Here is a 14,234-nt window from a genome sequence, read left to right on the forward strand (position 1 = left end):
GTGGATTGAATTCTTCATCTGTGTATGTAAATTCAATCTCTCTCGGTCGCACCTCACGTAGGTGCGTGGATTGAAATACCCCAACAAGATGGAATAATAAGGCAAAAAACGGGTCGCACCTCACGTAGGTGCGTGGATTGAAATTATATAATCACTTTCAACTGTATACTTGTGACAAGTCGCACCTCACGTAGGTGCGTAGATTGAAATTATTTTGCCCAATTCGCCTTTTCGGATTGAAGAGTCGCACCTCACGTAGGTACGTGGATTGAAACCACATCCACAATAATGACAATATAAATATTATATTGCATTTATATAACTATATGTAAATATAGAAAATACAAGACAAACAGTAGCAAGGAATTATTAGAAGCAATGAGGATTGAGAATCTATTGACCTATATGATTATAAGCCATCTAAATCAGGGAAAATCCTGCAAACTATCTAGTTGAGTTTAAGGGTTATCTACATACGAATGGTTGTATTGAATACGAAGAAGACATACCTATCCAAACGCAAATGAAAGACGAATAATTTAAATAAAAACACTAATAAAAGTGGTAATGATTACATGAATCTGTACTCATTACCACTTTATAAGATAATTTGAAAAAACTATAGGATTTATTTATTTCCCCATTTTCTAAGTATAGAAGGTACAGGTACCTGTTCGGGTACTTTAAAGGTAACTAATTGCTTAGGGTGAGGCGCTGATTCGATACTTTCACCTGCTTCATTCCACATCTCATCAATAACAAAGGAAAGTACATCACCTTGTGGACGTAAAATCTCTACTGTTTCTCCTACAGAAAACTTACGACGTTGTTCAACGGTTACTGTTTGAGTAGCCTTATCATAACCAACAATCATACCGGAGAAATCATAATTGCGTACGTAGGAATTATGTGTATAAGTTTGATCCTGGGAAGTGGGTTTGTGTTCGTAAAAACCGGAAGTAAATTCACGATGACTAGCCTTACCTACTTCTTCATAGAATTTTGCTTTCTGAGCTTCATAAAGAGCAGGATCTTTAAGGTAGGTATCAATGGCATCACGATAAGCTTTTGTAACTGTAGCCACATAAAGAGGCGTTTTCATGCGTCCTTCTATTTTAAAACTATAGACACCTGCCTGTATAAGTTCAGAAATGAATTCAATCATGCAAAGATCACGTGAATTATAAATATAAGTACCTCTTTCAGTTTCTTCAATAGGCATGTACTCACCTGGACGAGTTTCTTCTACTACATGATATTTCCAACGGCAAGGTTGTGCACATTCTCCACGATTAGCATCTCGGCTTGCCATATAATTACTCAATAAACAACGGCCCGAATAAGACATACACATAGCACCATGTACAAAAGATTCAATTACTACACCTTTCGGTAATTTGTCATGAATCTTTTTTATTTCTTCAAAGGAAAGTTCCCGTGCAGTTACAATACGCTCAGCTCCTAAATTAGCCCAAAAAAGCGCACTTTGAGCATTTGTATTATTGGCTTGGGTAGAAATGTGGATCTCCATATTAGGTACTGCTTCACGAGCAACACTAAAAACACCAGGATCTGCAATAATAAGTGCATCGGCACCCATAGCTTCTAAAGAACGAAAATAATCGGCCATACCGTTAAAATCATCATCATGGGCAAATATATTAGCTGTCACATAGACAAGTACACCATTTTCATGGGCAAAGCGGATACCCTCTGCCATTTCCTCAGGTGTAAAATTTTTAGCTTTTGCACGTAAGCTGTAGTGATCTCCACCGATATAAACAGCATCTGCTCCATAAAGGACTGCTATTTTAAGCGTTTCTAAACTACCTGCAGGGCAAAGAAGCTCCACTTTATTTTGATGTTTAAATTGATGTTTGGTCATGTTGAGTTCCTCCTATTTTATAGCTTAAAGCCACTCCATCTCCTATAGGTAAAACACTTGAGTGGAGTTCTGGTGAGTGGGTAATGCTCCAAAGATATTCTCGGAGCCTTGCATGTGTTGTACGTTGACGTCTTTCGATAAGGTAACGCGAACGAGCAACGGTACCTTTGTGCAGCACATTATCAGTAATGAGTAAGCCATTGGGTTTTAGTAGACGAATGCACTCTGGTAAAAAATTGATATATTGACCTTTAGCACAATCCATAAAAATGATATCATAAGTTTCTGTTTGTAATGTAGGTAAAATATTGACTGCATCACCTTTTAAAAGCTTAATCGTTTCATTAAGTTGAGCTTTTTCAATGTTTTTTACAGCTAAATCATACATATAATCAAAACGTTCGATAGTTGTAATATGTCCATTTTCTTTTAAAAACTCACTCATTAATATAGAAGAGTAGCCTACAGCTGTTCCCAGTTCCAGTATCTCAGCAGGCTGTAGCAGAGAGAGGAGCACCTTAAAAAAATCAGCTACCTCAGGTTTGATGATAGGCCACTGTTCCTCACCTTGGGCAATCAGTCGTTCAATTTCTTGTAAAACAGGCGAAGTGGGAGGAGTGTGCAAAGCACGTATATATTCAACAATATAGCTATAACTAATTTCACTCATAAAAGTATCCTTTCTAGATGACAAATTCCTATGTCACTATACAATATAAAGGAATTTAAAGGGTTATTCAAGCCTAAAACGAATAAATCGCCCTTTGGGCGATTTATTGTCTAAAATTCATATCTAAGGTTTGTTTATACTTTAATGTATTTCTTTCATGGTCTGCAGCTGTTTCAGCAAAAGAATGAGAGCCTATTTCATCACCTGTTACCACAAAATAATAATAGTTATGTTCCTCAGGCATAACAGCGGCACTAATGGCTGCTTCACCAGGACAACAGATAGGACCTGGTGGCAAACCTTTATGTTGATATGTATTATAATCTGAATCGACTTCTAAATCAGAATAACTTAAGGATTCTTTGCGTTTTTCAAGGACATATTGAATAGTAGAGCACATCTGAAGAGGCATATCCGCATTTAAACGATTATAAACAACACCTGAGATAAGGGGGCGCTCTTCACTTACCTTTGCCTCACTTTCGATAATAGATGCAACCGTTAAAATCTCATGCATACTATAGCCTGAAGTTTTAATGGCGCTGGAGTAGTTGGAAAGGACTTCATCATATTTACGAAGCATTTGATAAATAACTTCTTCAGGTGTTGCATTTTTACGAAAAGTATAGGTAGCAGGGAAAAGATAACCTTCTAGTGAGTATTTTAAATTAGTAGGTAGATCCTTTAAAAAGCTGTACTCATAGGAACGATTGCGAAGGTTGGTAGCAGCTAAGAAATCTTCTCTTGTAAAAAGTCCTGCTTTTTCAAGACGATCTGCAATATTAACAAGAGTAAAACCCTCTGGAATAGTAATGGTTACAGTATCTTCTTCTGATTTTAAATCTGAAGACATTAATTTAAGGATTTGTGCATTACTCATATTGCTTGTAATCGTATATTGGCCTGGACGTAATTGAGAGGCCAACTTATTCAGTTTTGTTTCAAATAGAAAGTAATGAATATTAGAGATAAGATTTTCTTTATAGAGGGATTTGGCTAAATCCTCCAGAGACATATCAGGTGTTAAGGTGATACTTACCTCGCGTATAACTGTATTTTTTTCCCGTTCATTTTCATTGGCAATAAGAGTTGAGGTATAATTAAAGCAATAATTAAAAACACGTATGCTTCCTATCACACCCGCTGTAAGCAAAAACAAGCTAAGCAGTGTACAGATGAGAAGTCGTAAGACAGACTTTTTTCTAGGCATAGTGAACTCCTTAAGATAGTATTTTATAAAATTATAACTATTTTTTTACTATAATTCAACTCATGCTGACTTAAAAATAAAAAGAGAGTAAAAAAATAATATTTTTTAACTTTTCAAACAATAAATTGCAGTTTCAAAACTAATTAGATATAATATAAGAAAAGGTATGAGAATGCCTACTAAAGGAGAGATGAGTAAATGCTTTACAGCTATAATTCTAAACTAAATACCGTTTATAGTTATGAGAAAATAAAAGCTGAAGAAAAGCACAATCTGACTTTTGATCAAGCTGTTCAGCATTATTGTCAAACCCATAGACTTCCATATTGTGAAAAATATGCAATTAAAGAAATACTCACTGAACAAGGAGCTTCTGAAGGTAATGCTTGTTTAATTGAACTTTTGTTGCATCTCAAAACAGGAGACATATTAATTATTTCAAGCTTACGAAGCATTACAAGCGTTCAAGAAGAAGTGGAACAATTTTACACCTTATTAGATAAATGTGGTATTTTACTAGTAGTGTTAAATGGAGCTGATGTGTTTTCTACCTATCCCTCTGCAATGTCTTTAGAAGAACAACGGATGCGGGCAAAATACCGGCAATTAGCTCTGCAAGGTTATTATATTGGTCTAGGTGAAGCCCTTAAAGACATAGAGCTTCTTGAGCAAGAAAAAAAGTTCACTTATAAATCCCCAGGTGCACCTCGCATCCAAGTAGATGAAACTCTATTTAAAGAAGTGTATGAGCTTTGGGATGCCAACTCTCATTTTTCTTATGCTCAAGCATGTAGGATGTTGGAGGAGAAGGGGCATCCTTATCGTTTAAATCCTAAAACAGGAGAAAAATGTTATACTAAAGTTAACCCATCTACCTTTGTAGAGGAGCCGCTTAAAATTTCCAAGCAAACCTTTCAAAATATGGTTAATCGTTACCGCGAAGAAAAGGGGATTCAAGGAAAAAGAGTGGATATCACAGGAAAGTATACTCAGTTAGCAAAAACTTCCCATAAAGAGTAACTAGTTTTATTTCTCAAAAAAAGAGCCTTTTAAGGTGTTCTCCTTTTTAATAAAGCAGGGAACAGCCTTGAAAGACTCCTTTTTATTACACAGAATATGTGATGAGTACAGGTTGTAATTGCTGATGCTCAAGTGCTAAAGAAAGGGTTTCAGGTACTTTATTTAAATCAGCAACAAGAGAACAAGGTTTGTGCACAAAATCATCTTGCCCAAGAGGGACAAAATAAATATTTTGTGCAGCCATTAAGGTACCTATATTTTTTAGATTAATACCTAAACCATCGTTAGTTGCTAAAGCAATGATGATAGGTTTACCATTGCGTAAAAGGGACTTTGCTGCTAATAAAACAGGTGTATCTGTAATAGCTAAGCTGAGTTTTGCTAAAGTATTACCTGTACAAGGAGCAATAAGAAGCGCATCAATTAAATTTTTAGGTCCTAATGGCTCCACATCTTTTAAAGTGTGTAACATGGTATGCCCTGTAAGAGCTTCAATTTCTGCTATAAAGTCTGTAGCCTTTCCAAAACGAGTAGATGTTTCATAGGCATTAAAAGACATAATGGGAGTTATATCTATACCATAACCTACTAAGGTCTTAATGAGGTCAACAGCCTTTGAAAACGTACAAAAGGAGCCACACAAAGCCACTCCTAAGCGAAGTTTTTTAAAATCTTTCATAAGTTAAGCCTCCTGGTCATGTAAAATCAATAAGAGGCATTGATAAAGAATAGTAGCAGCACTTTTAGGTGCAACGATACCTGGTAGACTTGGAGCGGGTATATAATTAACCCCCTTTTTTTCACAATAATCCTTATCGATTCCACCGGGTACAGATGCAAGTTCAATATAAACAACATGAGGAGCAAAGCAGTTAATAGCTTGCTCTCCTAAAATTTTAACAGGAACCGTATTAAAAATAAAATCATATTCCCCAAGATGATGGTTTAATTCAGGTAACGGAATGGGTTTATAGCCATAGGCTGTTATATAAGCTAAATCTATAGAAGAACGCGCTTCTACTGCGACCTTGGCACCTACACCTTGTAATTTGTGTGCTAATATTTTACCACAACGCCCAAATCCTAATACAAGACATTTACTGCCGTGCAATATGATTTCACTATTTTGCATAGCATATTGAATGGCTCCTTCAGCGGTAGGAATGGCATTAAGGATGGCTGTTTCATCCATATCCATAATATCTTTCCATTGAATATGATGTTCATCAAAGGCTTTTCTCATAGTAGGACTTAAGACACTACCTAGGACATAGCTATGAGCCGCTGCTAAGAAAAATTGTTCAATGGCAATATAATGATTACTCATGGGTGCAAAAACACATTTGTTATCTTTAGAAAAGGGAATGGGTCCAATAATATGGGAACAGTTACTAATATCCATTAAAGCAGAGCACACCTTCACTTGTTTCGGAATGTCTGGATGATTAATACCATAAATACATACATCAATACCTTTTTCCACTAAAAGCTGAGTGAGCCTTACAAAACGTAAGTCGCCACCGACAATGGCTACAGAAATAGGGTTCATCATTCATACCTCCAGCCTACTTTCAATGTCTGTAGTAATAGAGTATGAGAAAAGAAAAAAGTTTGTGCTTGTATGGAAAGAGAAAGTGTAAACAAGAAAAGCTCTGCTTTTATTTATTGATAATGTGTGAAATATTTTTAAGTACAATGGAAAGCGTACCATCAGCTTCGTTAATAATTTCAATAAAGTCTTGATTTTTAAAAAGGGGTGTTGGAAATTTGAGTTCAATTCCTGTATCCGTTTTTAAACGAGAAGACGCATAGTGATTACTTATTTTGGTATCTGCTATTTCCAGCGTCTTTTCTTTTAGTCCTAATTCATCCATTTTTTGAAGGCACATTTCTTTAACTTCTTCGTCCTTTTCAAAGGTACGCTCAAAAACCTCTTGGATAGGAAGTGTATTAGTAGTGGCAATACTCTCTACAATATTGTTACGCAGTTCTGCCATCGCATCAAGTGTATTGTCATAGTGTGTTTCAATCACTTCTGTGGCTACAGCTTCAACCACTTTTAGCGTCTCCTTAAGAGAAAGATCTGCTTCACATTCATAAAGAAGAGGAAGATATTGTGCTTTGGAATGATCCCATAAGGTAATATCACCAGATGCTAGTTCGATTAAAAAAGCTTCATCCACTTGTTTACCTGCAGCTGGAAAAAGCCCCTTATGTTTAATGATATGCGTTTGGATGCGACCTTCCTTTTGCTCTACATAATGAGTAAAACCTTCCTTGTAATTAAGTTTTAAAGTAGCTAAGTAACCCTTATTATTCATCTGGAAATAGGTAATGAGCAAATCTCCACTTAAAATGTTGCCATAACTTTGCATAAAATCATAGTATTTCTGAGCTAACCTTTCAGATAAATCTTGAAAGTTTTCTAAAAGAGTTTCTTCTTTAAAAAGAGGACTCCAAACAGAACCTATTTCAAAGCATGCCTTAGATGAAGAAGGACTACCGAAAATCTTCATTAAATGTTTGGTAATAAAGGCTTCTGTTTCATCTGTTAAAACCAAAGGTTCTGTAGAAAAAACGGGCATATTCATAGTTAAATCTAATACATGTATAATCGTTTGATTAAATACAATACTCATTTTCATCATCCTCTTCATTTCATTATTCATGACCCATTCTACTAAAAAGATACGTTATTGTACAGCAGGAAAAACTATAGGTTTCCTCAAGAATATGGTATAATACGGTTTGAAAGTGACAACATAAGTTAAGAAATAAGGAGAAAAAAGATGGAAAGTTATAAAACAAAAGGTGTTTGTTCTTCAGAAATTCAATTTGAAATAACGGATAATATCATTCAAAAGGTAGTTTTTATCAATGGCTGTCCAGGTAATGCATTAGGAGTTGCACGCTTAGTAAAAGGTCTTACTCTGCAAGAAGCGATTAGCCGCTTAAAAGGGATTGATTGTCGTGGTCGCGGCACTTCTTGTCCAGATCAACTAGCCAAAGCCTTTGAAGCCTATCTTATAAAATAGTCCTGGTCTACTTCACCTTGGTTGTTAATATATATACTTAGAACCTTCATTGAGAAAGGATAAAAATAATGGATATTATTATTCAAAAATTTGGTGGAACCTCTGTTGCTACAGAGGAAAGTCGAGAAGCTGTATTCCATAAAATAGCACAAGCACAAGCCAAAGGTTTATCTTCTGTTGTAGTGGTTTCAGCCATAGGGCGTAAGGGTTCTCCTTATGCAACAGATACTCTTATTGACTTTGTAAGTCAGACAGCAGGCTCTATGGCAGATGCTGATTATGACTTACTACTTTCCTGTGGTGAAATCATTTCAGCAGTAACAATGGCTACTTTGCTTAGGCAAAGAGGCTTTAAAGCCAAGGCTTTAACAGGAGGTCAAGCTGGTATTTTAACAGATTCTTATCATAAAAATGCAGAACTTTTATACACACATACGGATCGTCTTTTAGGCTATTTAGAGTCAGGAGTTATTCCGGTTGTAGCAGGTTTTCAAGGTATAACTGAAAGTGGTGAGATAACTACATTAGGACGTGGTGGCAGTGATACAACTGCTGCTATTTTGGGTGCCGCTTTAAAGGCTAAATGTATTGAGATTTATACAGATGTAAATGGCATTATGACAGCTGACCCACGTGTGTATGCACAGGCTAAAATCATTCCTTCGATTAGCTATACAGAAGTTTTTCAAATGGCAGATAGTGGGGCAAAGGTTATACATCCACGTGCAGTAGAATATGCGCGTAGTGCCAATATCCCACTTGTAATTAAAAATACTTTTTCAGAAGAACCTGGTACCTTTATTGTTCAACAGGTGAAAGAGAAAGCAGAAGGTAAAGCCGCTATTTTAACAAGTGTGGCTCATAAAATGAACCGTGTACAATTTACAATTCAAGATGAGGTGCTAAGTAAAAGGGAGCTGCTACAAGAAATAGCTTCACATAATATTAGTATTGACCTTATCAATATTTTTCCACAGCATAAAATTTTTACAGTAGATAAAGAAGATCAAAACCAACTAGAGGCATTGCTAACCCAAGGTGGTTATAGTTATACCTTTATTGTAGGGTGTGCTAAAGTTACAGCAATTGGTGAACGAATGACAGGAGTGCCTGGCGTTATGGCACGTATGATGAAGGCTTTAGCAAAAGAGAATATTGAAATTTTACAGACTGCTGATTCACTCACCACTATAAGTTGCCTCATTAAAGAAGAAAAAGTAAAAGATGCAGTCACCCTCCTTCATGAAGAATTTGGGTTATAGAGTATGAAGATTAACTTTTTTTTGCATACTAAACAAAAATGAATATGCGAAAGGAAAGTATTATGTCTGAAAAACAAAAACAAGATGAAAAACCCAAAAATGAAGAAGAACCTAATAAAGTAAATGAAGAAGTAACCGATACAATTAAGGAGTTTGGCCAACTTCCTATAAACCCTTCAGAAGGAGAGAGTCCTATTCATTGTCTTACTATCATTGGGCAAGTTGAAGGGCATATGAGCTTGCCACCTCAAAATAAAACGACCAAATATGAACACCTTATTCCACAAGTGGTAGGTTTGTGCGATAACCCAAAAGTAAAAGGTATTTTGGTTATTTTAAACACAGTAGGTGGTGACGTAGAGGCGGGATTAGCTCTAGCTGAACTCATTGCTTCTATTAATAAACCTGTGGTTTCCCTTGTATTAGGAGGGGCACATTCCATAGGTGTTCCTATTGCTGTAGCAAGTGACTATTCTTTTATTACACCCACAGCAACCATGACGATTCATCCTGTGCGTATGAGTGGAACGGTGATTGGTGTCCAACAGACCTTTGAATTTTTTGACCAAATGCAAGAACGTATTGTAGCGTTTGTTTCTAGAAATTCAAATATCTCGGAGGATCGATTTCGTCAATTAATGCTAGATGTAGGTAAGCTTGCACGAGATGTAGGCACTATTTTAGTGGGCAAAGAAGCTGTAGATGAGAAAATTATTAACGAAGTAGGTGGTTTAAGTGAAGCGATGCAAAAGCTTCATGTACTTATTCAGGAAGAGGAGGGAAAAGCATGCCCTACTACTCCATAGCCCCTTTATATGGTCTTGATGAACCTGTAGAATATGTTGAAATAGATTATGAGGGGTATCGTCTTTTAGCATGTAAGACGCAAGATGGGTATGTTGTTGAACGCCTTTATTCAACTAATCCTAAAGATTATTTAAAACAAAATCTTTATCCTGGTCAATTACTTCAAAATAATCTTATCAAACAATTTATAAAATGATATAATGAGATATGTGTGTAAGCACATATCTCATTTTTAACAAAAATATAGCTAATCTATTAAAAACTTTTAAGATAGATAGAAAAAGTTAAAGGGGATTTTCAAATGACAAAAAATAAAGATCAAGCATCGCCAACTAAGAAACGTGTTCAGAAAGTGCCATCTAAAAGACGTAAAAAAAAAGGGAAAGGAAATACCGCAATTAGATTCTTCACCTATTTCAAAAGAGATAGTAGGCATTGCTTTAATAGGGCTCAGCATTCTTATTTTAATTGGTGTATTTACGGATAAGGCAGGGCTTGTAGGAAGCATGATTCACAATCTTTTTGTAGGTTTTTTAGGAATAGGCGGTTATCTTTTACCTATTTGTTCTGCTATTATAGGTGGCTTTTATATCCATGGTAACCGTTCAAAAACACAGCATACAGCAGGTTTATTAATAAGTTTGAGTTTTATATTAATGAGCTTTTTTCATGTGCTATGCTATCAGGATCAAAGTACCTACTCTTTAATGAGTAAAACATACATACAAAATGGAGCTTGGAACAATGGGGGATGGTTTGGCGCATTTATTAGCTACATTCTTTTAAAATTAATAGGACTTTATGGTACCTATGTTTTTTTATTGCTTGCTTTTGGAATATGGTTATTAGTAGCAACTCAATTTCCTATTTTTTCATGGTTTTACGAAAAAATAATAGAAGGTTCAACTTTATTAAGAGCTTCTATAAAGCAATCAGTGACTAATAGAAAAAAAGCTAAAAAAGGAAAGGCTTCTCAATCTATTTTAAAATCTAAAGAGGAAGTCACTCCGGCTCCCTCCTTAATGATGCCACTTGATTTGGTAGAAGCTGCACCTGCAAACAGCCTAGAGCCCATACCTATTTATGATTCAACTAGCTATGTAGAATCTTTAGAGATATCCGATTTAAGTGAAGAAGTTGGGAATAAACCTACTTTAGTCAAACAACAAACCAGTAAAAAAGCCACAAAAGAAGCTTTACTAAGTAATGAACCACTTGATATTCCTGAAAGAGAGGTTGTACCTACTAGGGAGTACATCTTCCCTTCTGTTGAACTTTTAAATAAAGGACAGGTAGCTGTGAATAAAGATGCCTCGCGTAAGTCTCTTAGTACCGCTAAAAAGTTAGAACTGACCCTAGAGAGTTTTGGTGTAGAGGCAAAAGTGTTACAAATACATAAAGGACCAACTGTCACTCGTTATGAATTACAGCCTAAACAAGGTGTCAAAGTAAGTAAAATTGTTAATTTAGCAGATGATATTGCTCTTAACTTAGCAGCTTCTAATATACGTATTGAAGCCCCTATTCCAGGTAAAGCAGCAGTTGGTATAGAGGTAGCTAATGAAACCAGTGAAATGGTGTATCTAAGGGATGTGATTGATAGCGATCGTTTTTTAGCCTTTCCTTCAAAATTGGCCTTTGCTTTAGGAAAAGATATTGCCGGAAAACCCATTATCGCTGATATTGGTAAAATGCCTCACATCCTCATTGCTGGTGCAACAGGCTCTGGGAAAAGTGTTTGTATTAATACACTCGTTACAAGTATTCTTTACAAGGCAAGGCCTGAAGAAGTAAAACTTATTATGATTGATCCTAAAGTAGTAGAACTAAGTGTTTATAATGGGATTCCCCATTTACTTATTCCTGTTGTTACAGATCCTAAAAAAGCAGCAGGTGCTTTGTGGTGGGCAGTTAATGAAATGACTAGACGTTATAATCTTTTTGCAGAGAATAATGTGCGTGATATGAAAGGTTATAACGAGAAATGCACAGAAGAGTTGCTAAAGCTTCCGCAAATTGTTATTATTATTGATGAATTAGCAGATTTAATGATGACAGCGGCTAAAGAGGTAGAAGATGCTATTTGTCGATTGGCACAAATGGCACGTGCTGCTGGTATTCACCTTGTTATTGCGACACAAAGACCTTCGGTAGATGTTATTACAGGTGTTATTAAAGCCAATATCCCATCTCGTTTAGCTTTTGCTGTTTCATCTGGAATAGATTCACGAACTATTATTGATATGAATGGGGCGGAAAAGCTTTTAGGAAAAGGGGATATGCTCTTTAATCCTGTGGGTGAAGCTAAACCTATTCGTATTCAAGGTGCCTTTATTTCGGATCAAGAGGTTGAAAATATTGTAAATGCTGTACGAGTAGAAGAGCATCAGTATGAAGAAAATGTTATAGAAAGTATTGAAAAAGTAAACCAAGTTGAAAACTCAGAAGATGAACAAGATGAACTTCTTGAAAAGGCCATTGCATTTTCAGTAGATAAAGAAAAATTATCTATCTCTATGCTTCAACGTTATTTTCGTATTGGTTTCAATCGTGCTGCACGGTTAATGGATGCCCTAGAAACGCGTGGTATTGTAGGGCCTGATGAAGGAAGTAAACCTAGAAAAGTTTTATAATTTTAGAATAAAAGGAGTAGAGAGTATGAAAACAGATATTCAAATTGCGCAAGAAGCTGTTATGCAACCTATCACAGAAGTGGCTAAAAGACTTGGTATTTCATCTGATTGTCTTGAACAATATGGAAAATATAAGGCTAAATTACCCTATAAGTTGATGGAAGATTTAAAAGATAAGCCAAATGGTAAGCTTGTTTTAGTGACAGCAACCAATCCTACACCCGCTGGAGAAGGAAAAACAACCATTACGGTTGGATTAGGTCAAGCATTATGCAAAATGGGTAAAAACGCCGTGATTGCTTTAAGAGAACCTTCATTAGGTCCTTGTATGGGGATTAAAGGTGGGGCAGCCGGTGGTGGTTATGCGCAAGTTGTACCCATGGAAGACATTAACCTTCATTTTACGGGAGATATCCATGCGATTGGTGCTGCTAATAACCTTCTTGCCTCTATGATTGATAACCATATTCATCAAGGTAATAGTCTGAAAATAGATACACGTACAATTACTTGGAAACGCTGTGTGGATTTAAATGATCGTGCACTACGTGAAATTGTAATTGGCTTAGGTGGAGCTTTAAATGGTGTACCTCGCCAAGACGGTTTTATGATTACGGTAGCTTCTGAAATTATGGCTATTTTATGTCTTGCAAATGATCTTATGGATTTGAAACAAAAACTAGGTAATATTATTATTGGTTATAATACAGCGGGTGAACCTGTAACAGCAAGAGATTTGCATGCAGAAGGAGCAATGACAACACTTTTAAAAGAGGCCATTAAGCCTAACCTTGTTCAAACCTTAGAAAATACACCTGTTATCATGCATGGAGGCCCTTTTGCTAATATCGCCCATGGTTGCAACAGCATTATGGCAACTAAGCTTGCACTTAAGTTAGGTGATATTGTTGTAACGGAGGCTGGGTTTGGAGCAGATTTAGGAGCTGAAAAATTCTTAGATATTAAATGCCGTAAAGCAGGACTTGTACCAGATGCCATTGTTTTAGTAACTACTATTCGTGCGCTTAAATACAATGGTGGCGTAGCCAAAGAAGACCTTAAAGAGGTATGTATGGATGCCTTAAGAGCTGGTTTTTCTAACCTTGAAAAACATATTGAAAATCTTCAAAAGTATCAAGTGCCTGTTGTGGTAACACTCAATGCCTTTGTAACAGATACAGAAGAAGAAATTTCCTTTGTTCAATCCGCTTGTGAAGCGAAGGGGTGTGATTTTGCCACAGCTAATGTTTGGGAAAAAGGAGGGGAAGGTGGTCTTCTGCTAGCCCAAAAGCTAATAGAAGTTTTAGAAACGAAGCCAGGTAGCTTTAAATATCTTTACGAAGATAACCTTTCCATTGAAGAAAAAATTACCTGCATTGCAAAAGAAATTTATGGAGCTAAACAGGTAGCATTTGAGCCAGCAGCTAAAAAAGCGCTTGAGAAAGTAAAAGCTTTAGGACTTTCTCATTTGCCTGTTTGTATGGCTAAAAATCAATATTCTCTTTCAGATGATCCTAGAGCTCTTGGCAGGCCACAAGGCTTTACAACAACTGTAAGAGAGATTAGAATATCAGCAGGTGCTGGATTTATTGTAGCCTTAACAGGAAGTGTGATGACGATGCCTGGTTTGCCCAAAAAACCTGCAGCAGAAGTGATTGATATTGATGATAAAGGCATTGTAACAGGTTTATTTTAAAAAAGATGGGGGAGAT

General features: G+C 36.2%; 13 protein-coding genes. 7 read left to right on the forward strand and 6 right to left on the reverse strand.

The features are described 5' to 3' along the window. Nucleotides 1-628: 628 nt before the first annotated feature. The 3 genes from CS063_RS08880 to mltG form a co-directional block, all read right to left on the reverse strand. Nucleotides 629-1,885 carry a peptidase U32 family protein gene (locus CS063_RS08880; RefSeq protein ID WP_099449346.1) on the reverse strand — a complete coding sequence of 419 codons (1,257 nt, stop codon included), beginning with the start codon at nt 1,883-1,885 and terminating at the stop codon, nt 629-631. Further along, nucleotides 1,866-2,555 carry an O-methyltransferase gene (locus tag CS063_RS08885; protein WP_099449347.1) on the reverse strand — a complete coding sequence of 230 codons (690 nt, stop codon included), beginning with the start codon at nt 2,553-2,555 and terminating at the stop codon, nt 1,866-1,868. Before CS063_RS08885 ends, CS063_RS08880 begins: the two co-directional genes overlap by 20 nt. A 103-nt stretch (nt 2,556-2,658) precedes the next feature. After that, nucleotides 2,659-3,765: an endolytic transglycosylase MltG gene (gene mltG, locus CS063_RS08890; RefSeq protein WP_099449348.1), complete on the reverse strand. Its 1,107-nt coding sequence runs from the start codon at nt 3,763-3,765 to the stop codon at nt 2,659-2,661. 198 nt (nt 3,766-3,963) lie between these two features. Between mltG and CS063_RS08895 the strand changes: the two genes are divergently transcribed. Then, the gene (locus CS063_RS08895; protein ID WP_099449349.1) at nt 3,964-4,785 is read left to right on the forward strand and encodes a recombinase family protein; all 822 of its coding nucleotides are present in this window, start codon (nt 3,964-3,966) and stop codon (nt 4,783-4,785) included. A gap of 85 nt (nt 4,786-4,870) precedes the next feature. Here the strand turns inward: CS063_RS08895 and CS063_RS08900 are convergent, their stop codons facing one another. The 3 genes from CS063_RS08900 to CS063_RS08910 form a co-directional block, all read right to left on the reverse strand. Then, entirely contained in the window at nt 4,871-5,464 is a 594-nt protein-coding gene (locus tag CS063_RS08900; RefSeq protein WP_099449350.1) for a dipicolinate synthase subunit B, read from the reverse strand. Between the two features lie 3 nt (nt 5,465-5,467). Continuing rightward, nucleotides 5,468-6,337 (reverse strand): dipicolinate synthase subunit DpsA, encoded by an 870-nt coding sequence (gene dpsA / locus CS063_RS08905; protein WP_099449351.1) that lies wholly within the window; start codon nt 6,335-6,337, stop codon nt 5,468-5,470. A gap of 106 nt (nt 6,338-6,443) precedes the next feature. Continuing rightward, the gene (locus CS063_RS08910) at nt 6,444-7,424 is read right to left on the reverse strand and encodes a nucleoid-associated protein (RefSeq protein ID WP_180270735.1); all 981 of its coding nucleotides are present in this window, start codon (nt 7,422-7,424) and stop codon (nt 6,444-6,446) included. A 150-nt stretch (nt 7,425-7,574) separates the two neighbouring features. On the opposite strand from CS063_RS08910, the gene CS063_RS08915 reads away from it, so the two are divergent. The 6 genes from CS063_RS08915 (at nt 7,575) to CS063_RS08940 (ending at nt 14,218) form a co-directional block, all read left to right on the forward strand. Further along, complete coding sequence (locus tag CS063_RS08915) at nt 7,575-7,820, forward strand: TIGR03905 family TSCPD domain-containing protein (protein WP_099449353.1); 246 nt, start codon at nt 7,575-7,577, stop codon at nt 7,818-7,820. 68 nt (nt 7,821-7,888) lie between these two features. After that, a complete protein-coding gene (dapG, locus tag CS063_RS08920) occupies nt 7,889-9,082 on the forward strand; it encodes an aspartate kinase (RefSeq protein WP_099449354.1) in 1,194 nt (397 codons plus the stop codon). A gap of 62 nt (nt 9,083-9,144) precedes the next feature. Then, on the forward strand, nt 9,145-9,888 hold the full coding sequence (locus tag CS063_RS08925) for a ClpP family protease (protein WP_099449355.1): 744 nt from the start codon (nt 9,145-9,147) through the stop codon (nt 9,886-9,888). After that, complete coding sequence (locus CS063_RS08930; protein ID WP_099449356.1) at nt 9,870-10,085, forward strand: YlzJ-like family protein; 216 nt, start codon at nt 9,870-9,872, stop codon at nt 10,083-10,085. Before CS063_RS08925 ends, CS063_RS08930 begins: the two co-directional genes overlap by 19 nt. Before the next feature lie 145 nt (nt 10,086-10,230). After that, nucleotides 10,231-12,522, forward strand: a complete 2,292-nt coding sequence (locus tag CS063_RS08935; RefSeq protein WP_143452455.1) for an FtsK/SpoIIIE family DNA translocase — start codon at nt 10,231-10,233, stop codon at nt 12,520-12,522. Nucleotides 12,523-12,547: 25 nt separating this feature from the next. Then, complete coding sequence (locus CS063_RS08940) at nt 12,548-14,218, forward strand: formate--tetrahydrofolate ligase (RefSeq protein WP_099449456.1); 1,671 nt, start codon at nt 12,548-12,550, stop codon at nt 14,216-14,218. The last annotated feature ends 16 nt before the right edge of the window (nt 14,219-14,234 follow it).

It is taken from the genome of Sporanaerobium hydrogeniformans (genome assembly GCF_002735925.1).
GTDB lineage: Bacteria > Bacillota > Clostridia > Lachnospirales > Cellulosilyticaceae > Sporanaerobium > Sporanaerobium hydrogeniformans.